Source organism: Corynebacterium zhongnanshanii, from assembly GCF_014490575.1.
Lineage (GTDB): Bacteria > Actinomycetota > Actinomycetes > Mycobacteriales > Mycobacteriaceae > Corynebacterium > Corynebacterium zhongnanshanii.
In genome coordinates this window covers 889,124-912,382 of the sequence record NZ_CP061033.1, presented here as the reverse complement: position 1 = coordinate 912,382, position 23,259 = coordinate 889,124, and the positions used below count along the sequence as shown (strand labels likewise).

Here is a 23,259-nt window from a genome sequence, read left to right as displayed (position 1 = left end):
TTGTCTGCTAGCAAGCCGTGGGAGTCAACATGACGCCCACCAAAGCCTCAAGCAGTGGTTTAGAGTCTACTTTAACACGAGTCACAAATTTCACAATTGTAACAACACGCGTGTTATTCCCCAGTTATTCTCCGAGGAGCTTTTTCAGCTCATCATCGAAGTCCGCGTCACTCAGCGCATCGATCTGCAGCTCCGGCGTGTGGCCGTCTGCTTCAAAGGGCTCCAGGTCAGGCTCGAGATACACCACGCCCCGTTCATCAGAGCTATCAGCGTTATCAGCAAACGCCTGCTCCCCCACAAGCTCGATCATCGCCTGGACCCACTCCGGATTCACATCCAGCATCTTGTCCACCAGGGTTTCCTTCACAGAGATGTTCTCCAGGACACCGGCGTGACTCAGAAACTCCACAGTCGACGGTGGAACATCCAGCCGCTGCTCCTGGCGAGTCAACGTGGCGGTGAACTGCCCGCGGAACGCCGTGGAAATCTCCGCATCCCAGCGACCCGAGTCAAGATCCGATCCCATCGCCTGGGCAAACAATTTTCCGTGGGCAGGGCGCCCTCCCAGATCCCGTGCGCCGTCAATCCATATCGGGAGCACGCGAGTGTAATCCAGAGTGTAAAACAGAAGGACATCTGGCCCACCTTCACGGCGAGTCCTCAGACGTCCCAGCAACCGGACTTTACAATCAGCCAAGGTTCCCCTTAATCAATGCGGTGTTCAATGAGATCAACAGCGCCGATACCTCATGCGCCGTCTCGACAGAGCGCTGCTTCGCGTTCTCATCACGCGCATGCGCTAGCGGCTCGGACACGGCCGCCACCATGTCATATTGGCGGTTCGCAATGGTCATCAGAGACTTCAGGTGACGGCCGTCAAAACCAAACTCCGTCAGCTGGTGGGCAAGCTGGACGATGTGCACATCGTCCACGGAGAAGAAACCGGAGGCGTCGGCATTAATCAATCCCATGCGGATCAGCGAGTTCGTGAAGGAATCCTCAACGCTTGCCCGGGTGGAGACATCAGCGCGGGTCAGGCGGCGTGTCCCGACGGAGCGCATCTGCTCGGCACTCACGGCACCTTGGACCGCGCGCTTCGAGGAAACCGCGGTGACCTTGCCGGAATCCATAGCCTCCAGCTGCTCGCGGATCACCTTGAGAGGCAGGTAGTTATCGCGCTGCAACGTCAGGATGTAGCGCAGGCGGGAGATGTCCTCTGGCGCAAAGCGACGGTAGCCCGACTGGCTACGGCGAGGGCTGATGAGGCCCTCGGATTCCAGAAAGCGAATCTTGGAGACCGTCACATCGGGAAAGTCAGCCTTCAGCTGTTTCAGCACATCGCCAATGCCAATGGTCGGAAGCACACCGGATGTCGATGCGGCACCGCGGCGAACGGCGGAATCATGTGCTGGCTGTGGCTGTGCACTCACGTCGTATTTCTCCCAAATGAACGCAAAAAGCTTATAGTCTGTGACTATTTTAAAGTACTCACAGTCCGGCAGTTAACCCCTGCCGAAAACGGGTCGCAGTCAAGCAAAAATGCTTGACTGCTTGAGTTGGCAAAGGACTTGCTTTACGCGTCCTTTGTGCCGTTGAGGAACACCAGACGGAACTTACCGATCTGGATCTCATCGCCGTTGGCCAGAACAGAGGAGTTCTTAGGCTCACGGTTCACGTAGGTGCCGTTCAGGGATCCCACGTCAACAACTTCGTACTCGTCGCCGTTGCGACGGAACTCTGCGTGGCGACGGGAGACGGTGACATCATCCAGGAAAATGTCGGAATCTGGGTGGCGACCCGCAGCTGTATTCTCCTGATCGAGCAGGAAACGGGAACCAGCGTTAGGTCCTCGCTTAACCACCAGCAGCGCGGAGCCTTCTGGCAGACCCTCCACACTGGCAGGTGATGCATCATTCTGTCCTGCTTCCATTTCCTTCAGCAGGTCGGAACGGTAAACAGAGGTAGTCTCTACGGATGCCTCAGAGTGGCCAGTGTTTTCACTCATATCTTTTCCTCTCATTATTCGGCTGACGCCGAAGCCACCGCACTGAATCAACCGTCAGTTGTTCAGGGGGTCATTAGATGGACGTTGTCCACCATACTACCCCTCCGCCCTTGCTGGGGAGCCGGAAGGCGGATAGCGGGAAATCTTGTTCAAAAAGTTATTTAAACATTCTAGCAATTGAGTTTCTGACTGATCGTCCGTCCGCGGATAGCGGATTGTCGTTGACCATATATGTCCAGGTAGCGCTCGGTTTCTGCAGCCCCAGATCCTCAAGGTGAGCGCCGTCGGCGTCGATATGCACCTCAGCAAAGGTCTCTTCTGCCCGCGTTACCGCACGTTCTGCCAGATCAGCAAATGCGGCAATGGACATCCTGTGGAACTCATCGATGGGCGATTCACGGGCGATGGCGCGCAAGTGGATGGATTCACGGATGTCATCCAGGTACGCCAGATGCTCGCTCCACTCAAAGTCCAGGTGGTACAGCATGATTTCTCGTGCAGCTTGCTCCAGGACTTCCTGATCCACGCGCTCAGCCAGTTCGTCAGCCTTGTTCCCGTGTACACGGGAGAGGTGCTTCCACGCCGCATCCGTATCCAACAGATCATCCCGGCGCGCGGCGATGATGTCCCGCTGGTCTTTAATCAGCTTGTTGTACTTCCAGGTCGTGGCATGAATATCCAGCAGTTGCCCCTCGGTGACGCGCTGGCAGTGGTCCACGAATTGCAGCACGCGCTTCTGGGCCAGCAGGCCATCCTCGTCCGGGGTGGCGTGGAGTTCTTGGTCGCTGCCGCCGGCGGCAATCATGTCGTCCTCCAGGGACAGGAAGAACACGCTGGATCCTGGATCGCCTTGACGTCCTGCGCGTCCGCGGAGTTGGTTGTCCAGGCGTGTGGAGCGGAAGCGGCCCACGCCGACAACGTGGAGACCGCCGGCGTCGACAACCACAGTGCGTTCCTCCTCGTTCATGCCGCCCAGTTTGATGTCGGTTCCACGTCCGGCCATCTGGGTGGACACAGTGATGCGTCCGGGGCGGCCGGCTTCGGCGATGATGGCCGCCTCAGCCTCGTGATTTTTGGCGTTGAGGACGTTGGACTCCGCACCTTCGAGCACCAGGGCGTCGGCAAGTCGTTCGGACTCCGCGACGTCCTGGGTTCCGATCAGTTGAGGCTGGCCGGTCTTTTGCACCTCGATGATGTGTCGGATCACAGCCTGGTCGCGTTCCTCCAGGGTGGCATAGATCCGGTCGGCTTCGTCGAAGCGTTGGGTGGGGACATTCGGGTCGATGGCGGAGACCTTAAGGTCATAGAATTGCCGGAACTGGTCGCTGGCGGCAATCGCCGTTCCGGTCATGCCGCACTTGTGTGGGTACATCCCCACCAGAGCCTGAATGGTGATCTGGTCCAGGATGCGCCCGCCGTCGGTGACATCCAAGCCCTCTTTCGCTTCCACCGCTGCCTGGAGTCCATCCGGCCATCGCTGCAGCTCTGCCACGCGTCCACGAGACCCGTCGATCAGGGCCACCTTGCCGTCGCGCACAATGTAGTGCACGTCGCGAGCCAGAAGATGCTCGGCGTGCAGTGCAACGTTGATCTGGACCAGCAGGTCCCCTCCCCCGTGTTCCTCGGACCCATAGAGGGATTCCACGCCCAGGTATTTTTCTGCGTAGCTGGCGCCGGTATCGGTCAGGTAGATATTTCGATGATCCGCGGAGATCTGGAAGTGTTCGTCCTCCTCCATGGATTTCACCATGCGGGTGATCTCGCTGGTGGGCGCTGGGCTTGGCTCAGATCCAGCGAGCACCAACGGCACCAGGGCTTCATCCACCATCACGGAGTCCGCCTCATCGATCACAGCCACGTCGGCGGGGGTGCGCACCTGGTCTTCGCGGCGGGTAATGAGTTGGTCGCGCAGGACGTCGAACCCAATTTCGTTGATGGCGCCGAAAATGACATCCCTGCGGTAGATGTCGCGGCGCTGGTCGGCGTCGAGATCCTCATGGATGGCTCCGTGGCTGAGTCCGAAGAAGTCGAACAGAGGGCCCATCCACGCGTCATCGCGCCCGGCGAGGTAGCTGTTAACGGTGATCACGTGGACGCGCTGGCCGCGCAAGGCGTAGCCCACAGTGGCCATCGCGCCCGTGAGAGTCTTGCCTTCGCCCGTAGCCATTTCCACGATGTCGCCGTGAAGCAGTCGGTGTGTGCCCTCCATCTGCACATCGAAGGGCTGCACGTCCAGGGTGCGGTTGACGGCTTCGCGCAGGGCGGCGAGCAAGGCCGGGTAATCCGGCTGGCCATTGCTCGTACGCACGGCCTCGCGGGCGGCAGCTCGGAGCGCATCATCATCAACGCCAGCAAAGCGATCGGCGCTGGCCTGCGCCACAACCGCCCTGCTCTTTTTCTGATTCTTCTTGGGTGAGGTTCCCATTGCTTTCCAGAACCAGTCCATCGCCATTGACGGTCATCCTTTGCTTGTGTGCGTTGGTGTACGTGCGTGTTGCCTGTAGATTCTTGAGTCTACCTATCCCCTCGCGCGGGTATAAGTATCTTTATGAGCTTTTCTTCCGGTGATGCTTTTTCTAACCCCGTTTCTGACCCCGATGCTGGCTCCGGTGCTGGCTCCAGTGCTGGCTCCAGTGCTGGCTCCGCTACTGGGGCTGTTCCTGATGCAGTCGCGCCGCGTCGTTTAGCCCCTGCGCGCAGCGTCACGGTGTCCATCACCGCCCGCGACGGCCGGAACATTGCCGGGACGCTGGACTTTCCTGCGCATATCGGGTCCGTGGCGAAGCTGCCGCATGCCAATCTCCCGACTGCGGTGGTGGTGCATTGCTTCACCTGTAACCGCCGGGCCGTGGGCACGTCGAAGATCTCCAAGACGTTGGCGAGGTTGGGCTTCCTGTCCTTGAGGATCGACATGGAGGGGTTGGGCGATTCCGATGGCCGGATGGAGGATTCCACGCTAACCCGCCAGATCGACGATGTGTGTCGCGCCGCGGAATGGCTCGATGAACATTCCTCCACGCGCGAGGACAATCCGGGGAGGATACTGGTTGGGCACTCACTGGGTGGAGCTGCGGTATTGCGGGCAGCGCCGCAGGTGGCGAATGTCCGTGCAGTGGCGACGGTGGGCGCACCGTTCAATCCCTCGCATGTCACCAGCACGATGCCGAAACTGGAGCAACGCTTGCGGGAAGATCGTTCGATCCACGCCGTCGAGATCCCCGGCCGTGGCGTGAAGCTCGGGCGTCCACTCCTGGATGATCTATCAACATTCGACGCCGCCGCCGATGCGGCCCAGCCCAGCGCCCAGGGGATTGCGACGTTGTTTATTCATCCGCCGTCCGATGACTTGGTTCCCTACGAGCATGCGGAGAAGCTGTATGCGGCGGCAGGCCAGCCGAAGTCTTTGATTTCTATTCCAGAGGCGGATCATCTGCTGAAGAAGCCTGGCAGTGGTCAGCGTGTGGGTGAGCTGATCGCGTTGTGGGCGCAGGCGTATCTGGGGTGAATGCGTGTGGTGAGTCGTCCGGGGTACCCGTGTGGGGTGAATGAAGGCGCTCGTGGGGTGAATGAAGGCACTCAGGGCGGCAGTGGCGCGTATGGTTGAAGACCATGAGTGAGTTGACTTTCATCCCTACCGCTGACCTTGTGGACATTATCGGCGAGGACGTACGTTCCTGCGATACCCAGTTCCGGGATCTCGGCGGAAACATTGAATTTGCAGGCAAGATCACCACGGTGAAGTGCTTCCAGGACAATGCGCTGCTGAAGTCCGTGCTGGGTGAGGACAACCCCGGCGGTGTGCTGGTGGTGGACGGTGAGGCGTCGATGCACACGGCACTGGTGGGCGACATCATTGCGGGGCTGGGCAAGGATCACGGCTGGAATGGCGTAATTATCAACGGCCCGATCCGCGACTCCAAGGTGATTGGTGGCATGGAGTTTGGCTGCAAGGCCTTGGGTACGAACCCTCGCAAATCCACGAAGACGGGCGCTGGTGAGCGTGATGTAGTGGTGTCCTTTGGCAGCGTGGACTTCGTTCCTGGCCACTACGTCTACTGCGATTCCGATGGCATCGTGATCACGGAGGAGCCGATCCAGCCGCAGTAACGGCTACAACTTCAGAACCAGCTACCGAAAAAGCTTTCTGACGTGGCGATTTTCTTACATGCCACTGTGTGTAGCATAATAGGGACGCTGGCCATGCGGCCAGAATCGGGCTGTGGCGCAGTTTGGTAGCGCACCACACTGGGGGTGTGGGGGTCGCAGGTTCAAATCCTGTCAGTCCGACCATTTTAGCCGGGACATAGCGAAAGCTATGCCCGGCTTTTCACATTCACGGGTTTGACTGGGGGTATGCGAGGGTTATGTGCCAAAATGTGTGTCTGTTGTCAGTGCCAGCGTGCTTGCTGCAGTCATGGCTGTTAACCGTGGCCCTGTGAGAATCTTGCCCGAAGGGGGATCATCTCCCCTTCCCGACAGTACAACCTCGCGAGTATCGACCAGCACGAATAGTCTGAGGTGGGATACCCACACACACCTGTCTTACAAATAGGACACCTGTCCTTCTGATAGTACAAAACCGCTATACTCATTGAGCATGAACCCTTTGTCAGTGCTCGAGAACTCGCCGCTAAGCCTCAGTGAAATTGCACGGCGTTCTGGCGTATCTCGTAACACCTTGCACCTATGGCTCCGCGGCCAATCTCAACCTAGCCCCGCAACCATGGAAAAAGTAATGCTGATCCTCGGGTATGAACTATCGCTTCGAGCACATCGGATCAGCGATTCAGATGCAGCCACAGCGGCCCGCGTATTGACCGAAGAATTGAAGAGTTCTCATCCGTCGGTAAAAAAGTGGATTCAGCTCTTTATTGATTGGGGCGATACTCACGAACTCCACACTCTTTTGGAAAGTGCGGCGTGGGCATCAAATCCTTATGGCCGTAGCGGTGCCATCCATTTTCTTCCAACGACCCCTCTGACAATCGCTTCAGCAGTGGACGCTTCAGGGCAACGTTGGGCGTTTTCCGGATCATTTGCCCAAAAGCAGGGCGCAGAGTGCGCATTGGAGCTTCGTTCTCATTCAACAATCGTCTGGTGTGAAGACCCAAGTGCCGTGACTCCCTCACTCCCGTCACGCATACGACAAGCTCCTTACCCGGTCCAAGGCGGCATTAGTCTTGTTCCTCTGGGTGGTGAAGAATGCACACGACAGATCTCATCCGGCGGCCTGCATTTCGTATCCCCGGTCCAGCTCACCATCGACATACTTGCTGAAGCTCACCAAGAGACCATGGAGAACTCACATGATAAGAGCCACTAACCGAGTCAACTGGAATGTCCAGAACCCTACTCGCATCCCAGCACTAGGAACCGAACGCGCGCTATTCCGCCTTACCAAGCAATTGCCAGACTTAGTGTGGAATGCCGCAGCCTTAGAGGGAAATACGTTTACCTTGCCGGAAGTTCGCACATTATTGGATGGGGTTACCGTGGGAGGAAAAGCTTTACCTGAGCAGCAACAAATCCTGGATCTCTCGGAAGCGTTTGGAGAACTCCACACTCTTGTGTCAACAGGGGAATTCTCTGTCACGCCCGATGTCAGTCATCGCATTCACACAGCCGTCGCACGCAATGAAGCATTAGACGCAGGCATGTTTCGCGGCGACGGCGCCGTCGCGGGCGATGGTGGCGGGGTAAGGCTCATGAACGGTGGCTTCGTTGATTTTGATCCCGCCGAGGGATTACATGAGGCCTTCTCGGATCTCGTGGAGTCGCTCAATCTTCTCGACGATCCCGTGGAGCGCGCACTCGCCTATTTCTGTTCTGCCACGCGAACACAGTTTTATTTTGATGGAAACAAGCGCACAGCCCGGCTCATAGCGTCCGGAATGTTGATGACGGCGGGATATAGCGCGCTGAATATTCCCAACGCCCGCCGCCTGGAGTTTAACCTGGCCCTTGACCAACTCTTTTCCACAGACGATGCCACTGAACTCATGGAGTTCCTCTACGACTGCCTTGCAGAATCATCCCGATAGCCCGGCTCCTCACGCCTAGCAGAAGCCATCAAGAAGAAATGTCGCTGCATAGCGCTACATAGCACCCTTCAATCGCTCAATCGCCTGGTCCAAAACCTCGTCACGTTTGCAGCATGCGAAGCGAACGAAACGTTTCCACTGCTCCGTGTGATCGGAAAATGCGGACACCGGAATTGCCGCTACTCCCACCTCTTCAACGAGGAAACGGCAGAACTCAACATCGTCCTTAAAACGCTCTGGGATCCTGGCGATGACGTAATAGGTTCCGTGCGACACATATGCGTCCAGGCCACACTCCTCCAAGGCTGTGGCTACCTTACGAACTTTCTCCTCCAAGCGTGCGGACATATCCTCCACCCACGGCAATTCTGTGTCCAGCGCCTGCGCCACTGCCGGTTGCAAGGGGGTCACGCCCACATAAGTGAGAAACTGCTTAGCCTTCAGCACATGACGCAACAGATTCTCAGGAGCTACGGCCCACCCGGTCTTCCATCCCGTGGCATTAAAACTCTTGGCGGCACTCGAGACCGTGATGGTGCGCTCCCACATGCCCGGCAAACTAGCACAAGACACATGTTCATAGCCACTGAACACGAGATGCTCATAGACCTCGTCCGACAACACAAACAGATCCTTGTCGCGGGCCAGCACCGCAATCCCCTCCAGCCCCTCGCGACTCAGCACCGATCCCGTGGGATTGTGAGGCGAATTCACCACAATCATCGCGGTCTTCTCTGTCACAGCGGCGCGTAGCGCCTCCAGATCCACATCCCACGCCTTGCCATCGCCGCACTGCACCTCACGAAGTGGAACCGCAACGCGCTGCGCACCCGCCAGGGCAATGGCCGCGACATACGAATCGAAATAGGGTTCCAACACAATAACTTCTTGACCTGGCTCAACAAGGCCGAGAATCGTGGCGGTGATCGCCTCTGTCGCCCCCACCGTCACGAGGACCTCCGTGGCTGGATCGACGTGCAACCCGTATCGGCCCTGGTGCCGCGCCACGGCCTCCCGCAGCTCGAGCAATCCCTGCACCGGTGCGTATTGATTGTTTCCGCTGGCAATTTCTTCCTGTGCCCGTTCCAACATCGACGCCGGCCCATCACTATCAGGGAATCCCTGACCGAGATTAATGGCCCCCAGCTCCATTGCCCGTGCACTCATCGACCCAAAGATGGAATCTCCGAATGACCGAAGGCGTGTCACTCCCGGATCGTTGAGACGTGACGACTGCTGTTGCTGTTGTTGCCCTGTCATGAGGACGATCATATCGCGCACACTGAGGCACGTGTCGCATAGTTTCACGCCGGAGGCCGAGCACTCAGTCACCCCAAAAGGCGTGGAAAAGTTTAAGAAATACACATGATGGATCCCTTAACGGCCCGGGCGAAAATAGAGCACCTTAGGTAAGACATCCTGTTTACGCTGCTCGCAGCGGATTTCGGGGGGGGCAGACAGGGGTGTCACATGAGAATAGACTGATAAACCTCAGAGAAAATTATGAGGTTAATGCTAACATCCCACTGACGCGTTGAATCGGACTCTTGCACTGTTACTGCAACAAAAGTGCACGCATCCTGCTCACCCCACCTACGTGGACTTACTGCCACATGAAAGGAATTTCGACAGCATGTCCAATGCAGACATCCTCCTCACCCCAGGAGAAAAGGGCGTATTCTCTCAGCAATTCAGCCCCAACCTCGTGCTGTTTTGGTTGAAGACCAACATCGTCGTCACCAACCGCAGGATCGCGGTCAAGGCACCCAACACGATTCTGGGCATCATCCCCTTGGGATACCAGGAAAACAGCATGCCCATCGGCTCCGTTGCGGGCGTCAACGCATCCATCAAGGTTCAGGCGGGACGTTTTATCACCTTCCTGCTGCTCGGCCTCATGCTGTTGGTCTTCGGATTCCTTGCTATGGGAAGCAATGGCGCAGCGGGATTCTTCCTGATTCTCCTGGCGATCATGCTCCTCGCCATTGCTGCCAACGCCATTCGTGGCGCCCTCGGGGTCACCAACAACGGTGGTGCCGTGAACGAAGTCCTCGTGTCCTGCCTGGAGCAGTCGAAGCTGAACGAGTTCAAGAACCATCTGAACGAATACGTGTACACTGCGTCGAGTGCCGGAACCTCTTGGAACGACGCCTACGCGTCGAACTCTCAGGGTTTCCAGAACCAGATGGGTTACCTTCAGAATGGCCCTACCGCAGGCCAGCAGTTCAACCCCGGAGCTGTAGGAAACGGCGGCTACCAGGGACAGCCTCAGCCTCAACAGAACTGGAACCAAGGCCCACAGCAGGCGCAGCCTCAGCAAAACTGGGGCCAGGGCCCGCAGCAGGCCCAGCCCCAGCAAAACTGGAACCAAGGACCACAGCAGGCTCAACCCCAGCAGAGCTGGAACCAAGAACCACAGCAGACCCAACCTCAGCACAACTGGGAGCAAGACGACAACCAGCAGCCACCCCAGCAGGGCTAGCTCATACGCGAAGGCTGAGGAATGGCTCCCACGGTAGCAGCCGCGCAATAAACCACAGCGTAAAAAGACTTCCCACCGCGATCGGCGCATAGCGGATGTCTTGCCACCGGGGTAGCCGAATCCCCCAGCCTTTTGCAGCCCACGCTATCCACGCCCACACTAAGAAGGGCAAGAAAACCAACAGCAGCGCATTGTAGTGTGCAGCATCCACTACACGCCCTTGAACGAGGCATTGAACTGCGCGCATCGAGCCGCACCCCGGGCAGTTGATACCGAACAGCGCCTTCGTAGGACACGTCGGAATCACACCACCCGGGGTTTCCGGATCCGCTGCAGCAATCGCCACACAGGCACACAGGGAAAGCACTCCCACAGCAAGAGGGAGTGCTTTATTCCGAACGGCCGTCACAGCGCTGCAAAAACCTCAACTACTAGCTCAGGTCGTCAGGGCTAATAACGCCCGTGACCAGGAGCGCCATGTACAGTGCGAAGACGATCAAAGTGATGACAGCAGATGCGATCGCAAACTTCTTTGCCTTCACGGAAGCGTCCTCGGCGCCCTGCAGGTCGCCCCTATGCCACCGGCTATCCACCTGAGTGGAGAAGTAAATGCCTACGGCACCCACCGGCAAGCAGCACGCCACAGTGGCAAGAATCGTCCAGACCAAGTAGGTGTTCGGGCGAGCCGCTCCCCCGAGGTCTGCAAATTCTTGGGCATTGTCACCATTGGGGAACTGGCCAAATGTGTTCTGACTGTCAGCATCGCTGCTGTTGACATCGTGAGCGTTGCTGTTGGCATCGTTGTCATCAAAGCTATTACCAGCGTATGGATTGGTCATGGAAATCCTCCTGCGTTGATATGAGTGCGCTCCAGTCTAGCAGCTCACGAAGTTTTCGTCAGAAAAACCTACTATTGATCTCCGCAGGACGACTTATGCCGGGAGAGCCACATACTTAATGTATGTGTATTCCTCCAAGCCCTCCAGGCCACCTTCGCGACCAAATCCGGACAGTCCAATACCGCCGAATGGGGCGGCCGCATCCGAAATCCCGGCGCGGTTCACTCCCACCATGCCGGCCTGCAACTCTTCTGCAAAACGCTGCGCCGTCGCCACATTCGTGGTGAAACCATAAGCAGCCAGGCCGAACGGTGTATCGTTCGCCAGGGCAATGCCCTCATCCAGATCCTTGAAGGTAACCACCGTGGCCACAGGCCCGAAAATCTCCTCCTCAAGGATGCGGGTTCCCTTCGGAACATCAACCACCACCGTGGCGGGATAGAAATAACCTGAACGTTCCGGAACCTCACCTCCGACGAGGACTGAGGCTCCAGCGCGCCGGGCGTCGTCGACTAATTCGGCAACACCATCGCGTTGCTCAGCATTGATCAACGGCCCCAACGTCACACCCTCGTCCAGTCCGTCCCCCAGGACGAACTCGCGCATCTTCGCCACCAAACGCTCGGTGAACTCCTGAGCGATGGATTCCGCCACGAGGAAACGATTCGCAGAGATACACGCCTCGCCACCGTTGCGCATCTTCGCAGCCACCGCAGCCTCGATCGTCAGATCCAGGTCCGCATCCTCCGCAACCACGAAGGGCGCATTGCCACCCAGCTCCATCGAGGTGCGCTGCAGGTGCTCCGCGGACTGCTTCACCAGCACCTGGCCCACTCCCGTAGAACCAGTAAAGGTGACCTTCTTCAACCGAGGATCCGCCATCAACTCGCTGGACAAATCCTTCGAACTGGAGCTCGTGATAATTGCGATGGCCGACGCCGGCGCATCATGCCGCTCAAGCACCTCTGCCATGACAGAACCCAGCAGCAGCATGGTCAACGGAGTCTGCCCCGCCGGCTTCACAATCACCGGGCACCCCACGGCCAGTGCAGGAGCAATCTTGCGCGCCGCCATCGCCAACGGGAAGTTCCACGGGGTAATGGCCAGCACCGGACCCACGGGCTTACGGACGGTCACAATAGAGCCCTGGCCTGCGGGGCTCTGGGCAGTTCGACCTCCCGCGCGGACGGCTTCTTCCGCAAACCACTGGAAATAGGACGCGCCATAGGCCACCTCGCCGCGGGCCTCGGCCAACGGCTTGCCCATCTCCAACGTCATCACGCGCGCGAAATCATCTTCGCGCTCCTTGATGGCCTCAAAGATGTCATACAGAATCGCCGAACGCTGCCGTGGGCTCATCGCAGCGAAATCGGCAAAGGCCTGATCCGCAAGGTCCAGCGCCTTCATCCAATCGGCGGACTGGGCATCCGCCACGGACGTCAGAACTTCCTCCGTGGCAGGGTTGATCACGTCAAACGTGCCACCATCCTGGGCTGGCACATTAGCGCCGTCTAGCCACAGACCAGTCTGGAGATCCTTGGGCAGTGTACGAAAAGTGGTGGAGTTAGTCATGGGGTGAAGCTCCTTCAAATCAAGAGGTAGTGCGTTTACTCTATGAACGTTCTTCTACCCCACCCTAACGAAAAATCAGACGGGCGTTAGCCCAGGAACGCCTTATCGGACAGCGTGGCACCCTTGATGTTGGCAAACTCGCCCAACAGGTCACGCACTGTCAGTTTCTTCTTCGTGTCCTGATCTGCCTCATACACGATCTGGCCTTCATGCATCATGATCAGGCGGTTGCCCAGACGGATCGCCTGTTCCATATTGTGCGTGACCATCAGTGTGGTCAGCCCGCCTTCTTCCACGATGCGGTGGGTCAGATCCGTCACCAATGCCGCCCGGGAGGGATCAAGTGCGGCGGTGTGCTCATCAAGCAGCATGATCTTCGGCTGTGTAAAACCCGCCATCAGCAGGGACAGCGCCTGGCGCTGGCCACCAGACAACAGGCCTACCTTCGCCGTCAGCCGATCCTCCAGCCCCAGCTCCAGTTTCTTGAGTTCCTCCACGAACTCTGCGCGCCGCTTGGAGGATAAGCCACGCCCCAGCCCGCGACCTTGTCCGCGCAGGTAGGCCAGGGATAGATTCTCCTCAATGGTGAGGTCCGGGGCCGTCCCGGCCAGCGGGTCCTGGAACACGCGCCCGATATAGGCGGCCCTTTTGTGCTCGGCTAAGGAGGTGACGTTCTTTCCATCCACCACAATGGAACCGCTATCCACCATCATGCGGCCGGAAATGGCATTCAGCAGCGTTGATTTTCCGGCGCCGTTGGAACCGATGACAGAGACGAAATCGCCTTCCTTTAATTCCAGGTTTACCTGTGCCAGAGCGCGGCGCTCATTCACAGTTCCTGGGAAAAAGGTTTTTGCAATAGAGTTAATGGACAACATAGAAGTCATGTCCTACGCACCTGCCTTCGCGCTCGCCGTTTTCTTCGTGAATGCACTCAGCGCGCCGCGCCAGCGAGGCACCACCAGCGCCACAATCACCAGCACGGCGGTGATTGCCTTCATATCGTTCGGATCCAGGCCAACCTGCAGGGCGCAAAAAATAATGATGCGGTACAGCACACTTCCAACGATCACAGCCACGATAGCGAGCAAGAGGAACCGTTGGCCGAAGATCGCCTGTCCCATAATGACCGACGCCAGGCCCACCAAAATCAAACCAATTCCCATGGAGATATCGGCAAATCCTTGATACTGGGCAATCAGTGCACCACACATGCCCACCAACCCATTGGAAAGCCCTAAGGTGAGCGTTTTCGTAAAGTCCGTGGACACACCAAAGCTAGTAATCATCGGACCGTTGTCACCCGTTGCGCGGATGCTTAATCCAAGGTCCGTATTCAAAAACCACCAGACCACCAGAGCCAACAGAATAACCACCAGGGCAAAAATAGCGATGCTTACTGGCGACCCCTTGATGCCTGCGTCCTTTAAAGGAGTAAACATCGTCTGAGCTCGCAAGAGCGGAACATTGGCACCATCCATGATGCGCAGGTTCACTGACCACAACGCGATCATCGTCAAAATACCGGCGAGGAGCCCGTCAATCTTGCCCTTGGTATGCAATAACCCTGTAACGAGACCAGCGACAAAGCCAGCCCCAAAACCCGCCAGCGTTGCCACGATGGGATTCCAGCCTGCCAGTATCGCGGTAGCCGCCACTGCTGCGCCGGTGGTGAAGGAACCATCGACCGTGAGGTCGGGGAAGTTGAGGACCCGGAACGTGAGGTACACGCCCAGCGCCATGACGCCATAGATCAGACCGACCTCAAGGGCGCCTATCATACGCGCTCAGCCTTGTCCAGAATCGCCTGTGGGATCTCGATACCGTAGTTCTTCGCTGCCTTTTCGTTGACGTAGTAGGTCACCTCGGAGGCGGTCTCCACGGGAGTGTCTGCCGGATCAGCCCCATCCTTCAGGATCTTGATGGCCATCTTTCCGGTCTGCTTACCCAGCTCTTCGTAGTCGATGCCCACTGTGGCTGCGGCGCCGCCCTTCACCGTTCCTTCCTCAGCACCGATCACAGGGATCTTCTTCTGCTCAGCGACCTGCACCAGGGACGCAATGCCGGACACAACCATGTTATCCGTAGGAACGTAGATGGCGTCCACATCACCCAGCGCCTCCACGGCCTGCTGGATTTCATTGACGGAGCTAACGGTCTGGGTCTTGACATCCAAGTCCAGCGGCTTGGCGGCCTTCTTCACCTGGTCCACCTGGATCTGAGAGTTCACCTCGCCTGAGGCGTAGACAATTCCTACGGTCTTCGCATCGGGAACGAGTTCCTTGGTGAGCTTCAGCTGGTCCTCAATGGGAGCTTCGTCAGAGGTGCCCGTGATGTTGGCCCCTGGCTTCTCGTTGGAGTCCACCAGTTCTGCAGACACGGCGTCCGTGACCGCGGTGAACAGCACGGGCTTGTCGGTGATGTTCTGTGCAGTGGCCTGCGCGGCAGGGGTTGCCACTGCCAGGACCAGGTCCTTCTTGTCGCTCGCGAACTGCTGGGCGATGGTCAGCGCGGTGGATTGCTCACCATTGGCGTTCTTTTCATCGAACTCCACTGTGATTCCGGCCTCGTCAAAGGCTTCCTTGAAGCCCTCGACCGCGGAGTCGAGCGCGGGGTGCTGAACCAATTGGTTGATACCAATCTTGTAGGTATCGCCGGAGGCAGAATCGGTGCCTCCACAGCTGGCCAGGACCATTGTGCTGACTGCCAAGATGCCAGCGAAAATACGGGAGCGGGATGTCAACATTCCTCTTTCCTTTTCTGTGCAAGTCTCGTGAAAACGTCTTGGAACTTAACTTAGCAATAGAAAAAGTCTTGTTGTGGAAAAGTCACCGTATTACCCCCGGTGACGCCCCGCTCTCCCCTGCTAACGAAGCAATTTCACCAGCTGGTCATGATGATGAGGCGGCAGGCACTGTGCCTCCACGACAAGGGCAGCTAGCTCCTTATCTCCCATCTTGGCTTTGAAAGCCTGCTGCATCGTCACGCCATGGTCAGGTGCTGGCAGGAACTCAATCGCGTCACCTGGGCGAATCACACCCGGCTCCACCACTCGGAAGTAGCAACCGCAATCAGCATGCTGCGTAAAGATTTTCATCCACCCTCGGATGTCGAGCCATCCGCCGAAAGTGCGACAGGGCTGGCGTGGCACCGATACCTCGAGCAGCGCCTCCCCCACGCGAACCTGCTGGCCAATGACCGCGCGCGTCCACTCCACGCCCTCGGTGGTCAGGTTGTCGCCAAAATAGCCGTCGGGGAAACGCTCAGTGTTCTCCGGAAGAGCGTCCGAGTGTTGCCCACTCCAGAAATCTAATTCCTCGCGAGCAAAGGCATACACTGCCTTATCCGCACCCCCGTGGTGTGCTGAATCCCCAACAAAATCCCCCACAACACCAGAGCCGTCCCCATAATTGGGCCCTGGCGCAAACACCTCCAGGTGATCTACGGACACCTTGTGGATGCCAGATTCGCGATCCGCGCCGCCAGGATCCGGCTGCACCTGTGCGATATTGGTGGAGCGGACTGTCCCGCACGCACCAAGGTATGCATCAGCGGTTGCACTCTCAGGCAACGATGCAGCGAAGGCTGCTCGGCCCGTGGAGGCTGTGGAGGCTTCAGAGGCTGTGGACGATGTGGCACCAGTCATAACCTACAGTCTAACTGGTGCCAACAGGTCTCGCGCTGTTTAGAGCTCGGACGCGTCCTTGCGCTTCGGCAGTACCTTTGGGCGCACGCCTGCGATCTCCTCCACGATGCGGACAACCTGGTTGGAGTAGCCGAACTCGTTGTCGTACCACACGTACAGCACCAGGTGGTTGCCGGTGGCGATAGTGGCAAGACCATCCACGATGCCTGCGTGGGTGGTGCCCACGAAGTCCGTGGAAACAACCTCTGGGGACTTAATAAAGTCGATCTGCTGACGCAGGTTGGTGTGCAGGGACACCTTGCGGAGGAAGTCGTTGACCTCGTCCACCTCGACAGCCTTGTCCAGGGTCAGGTTCAGCACGGCCATGGACACATCTGGGGTAGGAACGCGAATAGCGTTACCGGTCAGCTTGCCCTTCAACTCTGGGAGCGCCTTGGCCACAGCGGATGCTGCACCCGTGGCGGTCAGAACCATGTTGAGGCCAGCGGCGCGTCCACGGCGCTCTCCCTTGTGGAAGTTGTCAATCAGGTTCTGGTCATTGGTGAAGGAGTGGACGGTCTCCACGTGACCGTGCTGCACACCGTAGCGGTCGTTGATGACCTTCAGAACTGGCGTGATGCCGTTGGTGGTGCAGGATGCTGCGGACAGGATGTTGTCCGATGGATCGATGTCGCCGTGGTTGATGCCGTAGACGATGTTCTTGATATCACCCTTGCCCGGCGCGGTGAGCAGAACCTTGGACACACCCTTGGACTCCAGGTGCTTGGACAGGCCGTCGCGGTCGCGCCACACGCCGGTGTTGTCCACCACGATGGCGTTGTTAATGCCATAGTCGGTGTAGTCAATCTCAGCGGGATCGTTGGCGTAGATCACCTGGATGGCGGTGCCGTTGGCCCAGATGATGTTGTTTTCCTTGTCCAGGGAGATGGTGCCGTCGAAGGCTCCGTGCACGGAGTCGCGACGGAGCAGCGATGCGCGCTTTTCCAGGTCACCCTTGCCCTTGGACCGTACGACGACGGCGCGCAGCCGTGCACCGCCGTAGGTGCCCTCGCGGCTCACCAGAATGCGAGCCAGCAGGCGGCCGATGCGGCCGAAGCCGTAGAGCACCACGTCACGTGGCTCGGTCTTCGCGCTCTCGCCGATGACTTCGGTCAGTTCGCTTTCCAGGAACTCGCGCAGGGATGCGCCCTCGCCCTGGTTCTCAAAGCGAGTAGCCAGGGATCCCAGGTCGATGGACGCGGTGCCGAGATCCAGGTTCACCAGTTCCTTCAGGATCTCCAGCGTGGAGTTGAGGGACAGTTCCTTGTCCACAATGCGGCGTGCGTAGCGGTGGGACTTGATGATGTCGATGTCGGTGACGTTGACCAGCAGACGACCGTAGACGGACACCACCACGTTGTGCTCATTGTGGAGCTTGCTGATCAGCGGCAGCATCTGTTGCGCCAGCTGAAGGCGCTCCGCCCAATCGGATTGGTTGTGTGCATCTAGGGTCATCGTTGTCCTCGCTTGTCGCTTCATTACGGTTGTCGCGCCAGAGTGTTGAAGGCTTGTGGCCTCTGATAAGACCTGTGGGCCTCGTGTAGCGCACCCCCTCATGGTAACGGCATCTGCCCCGAAATACGTGGTGCCAACACCCCGGCAGTACCACATTCACCCTTATTCGGGTGTTGAAATAGGAAAAGCCTCCGGCATGTGTGCGTGCTGGGCATTACAGTCACATATATGTCTAATACCGATGTCGAAATCGCCCAAGCTCACACATTAGAGCCCATCCACACCATCGCTGAACGCGGCGGAATCCCTGAACAGGCGCTTGTCCCGTTTGGCACCACCAAAGCGAAAATTGATGTCACAGCACTGCCGGAGGATGCGTCCGCCACCGGACAGCTGGTTTTGGTCACCGGCATGAGCCCTACCCCCGCCGGAGAGGGCAAGTCCACCGTACTCATTGGATTGGCCGACGCCATCGCGTCGCGTCGTTCCACCTTCGTGGCCATCCGTGAGCCGTCCTTGGGCCCGGTCATGGGCATCAAAGGCGGAGCCGCCGGTGGTGGTTACGCGCAGATCGTCCCCATGGAAGACATCAACCTCCACTTCACGGGCGACCTTCACGCCATCACCAGTGCCACCAACACCTTGGCGGCACTGGTGGACAATCACATCCAGCACGGCAATGCCCTAGGCATCGACCCGCGCCGGGTGACGTGGCGCCGCTGCCTGGATGTCAACGACCGTTCTCTGCGCAACATCGTCACCGGCCTGGGTGGGCCCGTCCAGGGCACCCCACGGGAGGCCGGCTTCGACATCACGGCAGCCAGCGAGATTATGGCGGTGTTGTGCCTGGCCACGGACCTCGCTGATCTGAAGGAGCGCCTGGCTCGCATCGTGGTGGGCCAGACTTATGACCGAAAGCCGGTGACCGCGGGCGAGCTCAACGCCCAGGGTGCTCTGGCCTCCCTGCTGCGGGATGCCATCAACCCCAACCTCGTCCAGACCCTCGGCGGCACCCCGGCCCTCGTGCACGGTGGCCCCTTTGCCAACATCGCTCACGGATGCAATAGCTTGATCGCTACCACCACGGCGCTGAAGCTGGCTGATGTGGTGCTGACCGAAGCGGGATTCGGGTCCGATCTGGGTGCTGAAAAGTTCTTCGACGTCAAGGCCCGCGCCGGAGACCTCTCCGTCGGCGCCGCTGTGGTGGTCGCCACCATCCGCTCTCTGAAGTACAACGGCGGCAAGCCCAAGGACCAGCTGACCTCCGAGGACCTCCCAGCGCTGCGCGACGGCCTGGCAAACCTGGAGCGTCACGTGGAGAACGTCCGCAAGTTCAATGTAGAGCCTGTGGTAGCCCTCAACGTCTTTTCCTCCGATACGGACGAAGAGCTCACGTTGGTGGAGCAATGGGCTAAAAATTTTGGAGTGCGCATCGCTCGGACAACGGTGTGGGCCAACGGTGGCGACGGCGCCACCGAACTTGCCGACGAGGTGTTGGAGGTGCTGGACGCTGGCGGCTCCTCGGCACAGCAGGCCGAGTCCTCTCAGCATCAGTTGTATGACCCGAGCCTCGGCGTCGAAGAATCAATTCGGACCATCGCAACCACCATTTACGGCGCGCGGGACGTGGAATTCTCCTCCGCGGCGATGAAGGATCTTGCGTTCCTTAAGGACAACGGATGGGATCAGCTGCCCGTGGTGATCAGCAAGACGCAGTACTCGTTCAGCGATGACCCGTCCCAGCTGGGCGCGGCCAGCGGCCACACGCTGCACGTTCGCCAGCTCCTGCCCAGGATCGGCGCGGGCTTCATCGTGGCGCTGACCGGCGACGTCATGACGCTTCCCGGCCTGCCGAAAAAGCCGGCAGCCGAAGGCATTGACGTGGACGCGCACGGCACCATCAGCGGATTGTTCTAGACCTGCTGAGTTGGGTTGAGTGACGCCGTGCTGATGTGATCGAGACTTGACCAGTGTCACACGGCACGCCGCGTGCGTTTTTCTGACAAAAACAATGCGGAGGCCTAGAGTTGAGCCCATGTCTAGTCACACAGTCACTCTCACGTCGAGTGCCGCACCACGCCCCGTCGTCGACCGCGGACCCCGCCCATTTATGCGCGGGCGGCTGCACAGCGCCGCGGCGTGGTACTTCGGCGGAGCGTCCACGGCTTTAAGCGCCGTGACATTCGCCTACAACGGTCTGAGCTGGTTAAGCTTCGTCACCGTCCTATACTCCTTCTGCCTGGTGGGAATGCTGCTGGTCAGCGCCGTGTATCACCGCGCACCGTGGCGCAGCACCACCGCCGTTAACGTGTGGCGGCGAGCCGACCACGCCATGATCGCCGTGTTCATCGCCGGCACCTACGGGCCGGTCACTGTCGCCGCCTACGGGGATCGCTTCTGGGCCATCGACGGCTTCTTATCCTGGGGTGGAACATGGATCCTGGGGGTCAGCTGGGTGGCCGCTCTGGCCGCAGTGATCCTCAACGTGGTCTGGATCAACCATGCTCGATGGCTCGACGCCGCAGTGTATCTTTCCCTCGGCTGGCTGGCTGCGATCGCAGCTCTTGGGTACTACCAGGCGCTTGGCGTGGCCGTGAGCGCCCTGTTTGTGGCCGGTGGTCTTGTCTACAGCGTGGGTGCCATCATTTACGCAAAAAGATGGCCGAACCCCTCAGAGAGGTGGTTCGGCTTCCACGAGGTGTTCCACGCGGCGACGATCATCGCCGCGCTCCTTCACCACATCGGCATCTGGCTGCTGATCCTGCACTAGCGGCGCACGCGACCACTAGCGCGTGCATGCCCGCTAGCGCTTGCGCTGCTTCTTCTCGCGTACGCGCACAGCCACCCGCACCGGCGAGCCTTGGAAACCGAAGGTTTCACGCAGCTTGCGCTCCAGGAAGCGGCGGTAGCCGTGCTCCAGGAAGCCGGTGGTGAACAGCACGATCACCGGCGGCTTGGTGGATGCCTGGGTAGCAAACAGAACGCGAGGCAGACGTCCGCCGCGCATCGGAGGTGGAGTTTCCGCAATCACGGTCCGCAGCCAGGTGTTCAGCTGGCCGGTAGAGATGCGCTGATCCCAGCTGTCCAGCGCCTCAATCATGGCGGGCTCCAGGCGCTGCAAGGCGCGGCCCGTCTTCGCGGAGATGTTCACACGGCGTGCCCATGGAACATGCGCCAGCTGCAGCTCGATTTCGCGTTCCAGCAGGTCCCGGCGGTCCTCGTCCACCAGGTCCCACTTGTTGTACGCCACCACCAGCGCACGGCCGGAGTCCAGGATCATGCGCAGCACGCGCTGGTCCTGCTCGGCGATGGGCTCGGAGGCGTCCACCAGGAAAATGGCCACCTCGGCGGAATCAATCGCCGCGCGGGTGCGCAGGGAGGCGTAGAACTCGTGGCCGCGGGCGGTCTTGGTCTTCTTGCGGATACCCGCGGTGTCCACAAATCGCCAGGTGCGCTGTTCCAGCTCAACGATGGAATCCACAGGATCCACGGTGGTACCGGCCACGTTGTCCACGACGGAGCGTTCTTCGCCGGTGATCTTGTTCAGCAAGGAGGACTTGCCCACATTCGGCCGGCCCACCAGCGCCACGCGGCGTGGACCGGACACGATGGAGGTCTGCCGTGGTTCCTCCGGGAAGGACTTCAGAACGAGATCCAGCACGTCGGCCGCGCCGCGCCCGTGCTGCGCGGAGACCGGGTACGGATCCCCGAGGCCTAGGGACCAGAACTCGGCCATGTCTCCGTATTGGTTGTCGGAGTCAAACTTGTTGGCGACCAGGATGACCGGCACCGTGGAACGCTGTAGTTTGCGGGCGATGACCTCATCGGTGGAGGTGATACCCACCTTCGTGTCCACCACGAACACGATCACGTCGGCGGTCTCCATGGCCGTTTCAGCCTGTCGGGCAATCGCGCCGTGAATACCCTTGGCATCGGGATCCCAGCCGCCGGTGTCCTGAACCCAGAAACGCTGGCCGCTCCACTCGCCCAGGTAGGAAATGCGGTCGCGGGTCACGCCCGGGAAGTCCTCCACCACGGCCTCGCGGCGGCCGATGAAGCGGTTCACCAGGGTGGACTTACCCACGTTCGGCCGTCCCACAATGGCCACGGTGCACAGGGACTCATGCTCGGCCACGTCTTCGCCGAGGGAGCCGAAGGCTTCCTCCACAGCGTCCCAGTCGGTCTCTTGGCCGTCGGCGGTGAGCAGATCGAAGTCGTCCGCGTCGATGATCTCGGGGAAATCCTCGTCCTCGGCCAGTATCGCCTGATCATCCCATTCGACGCCACCCGCCGCGTCACTGGCGGCCTCATCCGCGAACTCACCGTCGGAATCTTCCGAGGTGAAATCAGCCTCGTCCCCGATGACGGTACCATCGGCGGTGCGGAACACCAGGTCGTCGTCCGCACCCTCAGTGTCCGTGGCGGCCTCCACGGCGCTGTCGCGCGCCAGCTCCGCGATCCGGTTCACCACATCGTCGATGTCCATCTCCGTGGTGTCGATCAGCACGGCGTCCTCAGCCGCCCGCAGAGGGGACACAGCGCGGGAGGAATCCGCCTCATCGCGGCGGATGACGTCGGCGAGCACGGCGTCGAAGTCAGAGTCACGTCCGGCAGCCACGTCCTGGTCGTAGCGGCGCTGAGCGCGGGTCTCCGCGGAGGCGGTCATGAACACCTTCAGCGGCGCATCCTGCAGCACCACGGTGCCGATGTCGCGGCCTTCCACCACGCAGCGGCCGGCCTTCGTCGCCAGGGAGCGCTGCAGCTCCACCAGATTCTCTCGCACCTCAGGGATAGCGGAGACGGCAGACACGGCGGCGGTTACCTGCGGGCCACGGATCTCCCCGGAGACATCCTCGCCGTCCAGAATCACCTCGGTGCTGCGGGGATCCTCGTTGATCTCCAGGGGCAGGTCCGCCGTAGCGTCGATGATGGCGTTGGTCTGCGTGGGGTCATCCACGTCGATCCCGGCGCGCAGGACGTGCAGCGTCGCCACACGGTACATCGCGCCAGTATCCAGGTAGCGTGCCTCCGCCGCTTCGGCCACCCGGCGGCAGACTGTGGACTTTCCGGTTCCGGACGGGCCGTCGACTGCGATGATGAAACCACCGCCGACCACGTTGTCGACATCCGCGAGGCCGTGAGGGGCCTGATTGTTGTGATCAGTCATAGTGTTACTCTCG

21 protein-coding genes and 1 tRNA gene are annotated in these 23,259 nt (G+C 59.5%); 8 read left to right on the top strand and 14 right to left on the bottom strand.

Annotation, left to right across the window (positions count from 1 at the left end; genetic code table 11):
* Positions 1-124: 124 nt before the first annotated feature.
* The 4 genes from IAU67_RS04070 to secA2 all read right to left on the bottom strand — a co-directional run bounded on the left by IAU67_RS04070 (position 125) and on the right by secA2 (position 4,457).
* Positions 125-526, bottom strand: coding sequence for a hypothetical protein (locus IAU67_RS04070; protein WP_158048378.1), 402 nt, complete (start codon positions 524-526; stop codon positions 125-127).
* Between the two features lie 163 nt (positions 527-689).
* On the bottom strand, positions 690-1,430 hold the full coding sequence (gene ftsR, locus IAU67_RS04065) for a transcriptional regulator FtsR (protein ID WP_151841464.1): 741 nt from the start codon (positions 1,428-1,430) through the stop codon (positions 690-692).
* A 143-nt stretch (positions 1,431-1,573) separates the two neighbouring features.
* Positions 1,574-2,005: an oxoglutarate dehydrogenase inhibitor Odhl gene (gene odhI / locus IAU67_RS04060; protein ID WP_151841463.1), complete on the bottom strand. Its 432-nt coding sequence runs from the start codon at positions 2,003-2,005 to the stop codon at positions 1,574-1,576.
* Between the two features lie 157 nt (positions 2,006-2,162).
* Complete coding sequence (secA2, locus tag IAU67_RS04055) at positions 2,163-4,457, bottom strand: accessory Sec system translocase SecA2 (RefSeq protein ID WP_151841462.1); 2,295 nt, start codon at positions 4,455-4,457, stop codon at positions 2,163-2,165.
* Positions 4,458-4,553: 96 nt separating this feature from the next.
* On the opposite strand from secA2, the gene IAU67_RS04050 reads away from it, so the two are divergent.
* The 5 genes from IAU67_RS04050 to IAU67_RS04030 all read left to right on the top strand — a co-directional run bounded on the left by IAU67_RS04050 (position 4,554) and on the right by IAU67_RS04030 (position 8,046).
* Positions 4,554-5,510 carry an alpha/beta hydrolase gene (locus tag IAU67_RS04050; protein ID WP_151841461.1) on the top strand — a complete coding sequence of 319 codons (957 nt, stop codon included), beginning with the start codon at positions 4,554-4,556 and terminating at the stop codon, positions 5,508-5,510.
* Positions 5,511-5,614: 104 nt separating this feature from the next.
* Complete coding sequence (gene rraA / locus IAU67_RS04045; RefSeq protein ID WP_151841460.1) at positions 5,615-6,112, top strand: ribonuclease E activity regulator RraA; 498 nt, start codon at positions 5,615-5,617, stop codon at positions 6,110-6,112.
* Between the two features lie 106 nt (positions 6,113-6,218).
* Positions 6,219-6,295: transfer RNA gene (locus IAU67_RS04040), tRNA-Pro, on the top strand.
* Positions 6,296-6,602: 307 nt separating this feature from the next.
* Positions 6,603-7,328, top strand: coding sequence for a helix-turn-helix domain-containing protein (locus IAU67_RS04035; protein WP_151841459.1), 726 nt, complete (start codon positions 6,603-6,605; stop codon positions 7,326-7,328).
* On the top strand, positions 7,312-8,046 hold the full coding sequence (locus IAU67_RS04030; protein ID WP_151841458.1) for a Fic family protein: 735 nt from the start codon (positions 7,312-7,314) through the stop codon (positions 8,044-8,046). Before IAU67_RS04035 ends, IAU67_RS04030 begins: the two co-directional genes overlap by 17 nt.
* Before the next feature lie 54 nt (positions 8,047-8,100).
* On the opposite strand, the gene IAU67_RS04025 is transcribed toward IAU67_RS04030, so the two are convergent.
* Positions 8,101-9,306: a pyridoxal phosphate-dependent aminotransferase gene (locus IAU67_RS04025; RefSeq protein WP_151841457.1), complete on the bottom strand. Its 1,206-nt coding sequence runs from the start codon at positions 9,304-9,306 to the stop codon at positions 8,101-8,103.
* A 373-nt stretch (positions 9,307-9,679) separates the two neighbouring features.
* Here IAU67_RS04025 and IAU67_RS04020 point away from each other — a divergent pair, with 373 nt between their 5' ends.
* Entirely contained in the window at positions 9,680-10,528 is an 849-nt protein-coding gene (locus IAU67_RS04020; RefSeq protein WP_187767962.1) for a hypothetical protein, read from the top strand.
* A 1-nt stretch (position 10,529) separates the two neighbouring features.
* On the opposite strand, the gene IAU67_RS09945 is transcribed toward IAU67_RS04020, so the two are convergent.
* The 8 genes from IAU67_RS09945 to IAU67_RS03980 all read right to left on the bottom strand — a co-directional run bounded on the left by IAU67_RS09945 (position 10,530) and on the right by IAU67_RS03980 (position 18,079).
* On the bottom strand, positions 10,530-10,835 hold the full coding sequence (locus IAU67_RS09945) for a DUF2752 domain-containing protein (protein WP_225723501.1): 306 nt from the start codon (positions 10,833-10,835) through the stop codon (positions 10,530-10,532).
* A 124-nt stretch (positions 10,836-10,959) separates the two neighbouring features.
* Positions 10,960-11,367 (bottom strand): CD225/dispanin family protein, encoded by a 408-nt coding sequence (locus IAU67_RS04010; protein WP_151841455.1) that lies wholly within the window; start codon positions 11,365-11,367, stop codon positions 10,960-10,962.
* A gap of 93 nt (positions 11,368-11,460) precedes the next feature.
* On the bottom strand, positions 11,461-12,939 hold the full coding sequence (locus IAU67_RS04005) for an NAD-dependent succinate-semialdehyde dehydrogenase (RefSeq protein WP_151841454.1): 1,479 nt from the start codon (positions 12,937-12,939) through the stop codon (positions 11,461-11,463).
* 86 nt (positions 12,940-13,025) lie between these two features.
* Positions 13,026-13,817, bottom strand: a complete 792-nt coding sequence (locus tag IAU67_RS04000; protein WP_151842359.1) for an ABC transporter ATP-binding protein — start codon at positions 13,815-13,817, stop codon at positions 13,026-13,028.
* A gap of 12 nt (positions 13,818-13,829) precedes the next feature.
* The gene (locus IAU67_RS03995) at positions 13,830-14,720 is read right to left on the bottom strand and encodes an ABC transporter permease (protein WP_151841453.1); all 891 of its coding nucleotides are present in this window, start codon (positions 14,718-14,720) and stop codon (positions 13,830-13,832) included.
* Positions 14,717-15,685, bottom strand: a complete 969-nt coding sequence (locus IAU67_RS03990) for an ABC transporter substrate-binding protein (RefSeq protein WP_151841452.1) — start codon at positions 15,683-15,685, stop codon at positions 14,717-14,719. The genes IAU67_RS03995 and IAU67_RS03990 overlap by 4 nt, the downstream gene beginning before the upstream one ends.
* A gap of 120 nt (positions 15,686-15,805) precedes the next feature.
* Complete coding sequence (locus tag IAU67_RS03985) at positions 15,806-16,585, bottom strand: MOSC domain-containing protein (RefSeq protein ID WP_151841451.1); 780 nt, start codon at positions 16,583-16,585, stop codon at positions 15,806-15,808.
* Between the two features lie 39 nt (positions 16,586-16,624).
* The gene (locus tag IAU67_RS03980) at positions 16,625-18,079 is read right to left on the bottom strand and encodes a glyceraldehyde-3-phosphate dehydrogenase (protein WP_151841450.1); all 1,455 of its coding nucleotides are present in this window, start codon (positions 18,077-18,079) and stop codon (positions 16,625-16,627) included.
* Between the two features lie 228 nt (positions 18,080-18,307).
* On the opposite strand from IAU67_RS03980, the gene IAU67_RS03975 reads away from it, so the two are divergent.
* Positions 18,308-19,996 carry a formate--tetrahydrofolate ligase gene (locus tag IAU67_RS03975; protein WP_151841449.1) on the top strand — a complete coding sequence of 563 codons (1,689 nt, stop codon included), beginning with the start codon at positions 18,308-18,310 and terminating at the stop codon, positions 19,994-19,996.
* A 118-nt stretch (positions 19,997-20,114) separates the two neighbouring features.
* Entirely contained in the window at positions 20,115-20,849 is a 735-nt protein-coding gene (gene trhA / locus IAU67_RS03970; RefSeq protein ID WP_225723431.1) for a PAQR family membrane homeostasis protein TrhA, read from the top strand.
* Positions 20,850-20,882: 33 nt separating this feature from the next.
* On the opposite strand, the gene der is transcribed toward trhA, so the two are convergent.
* Positions 20,883-23,246: a bifunctional cytidylate kinase/GTPase Der gene (gene der, locus IAU67_RS03965; RefSeq protein ID WP_151841448.1), complete on the bottom strand. Its 2,364-nt coding sequence runs from the start codon at positions 23,244-23,246 to the stop codon at positions 20,883-20,885.
* Positions 23,247-23,259: the final 13 nt, after the last annotated feature.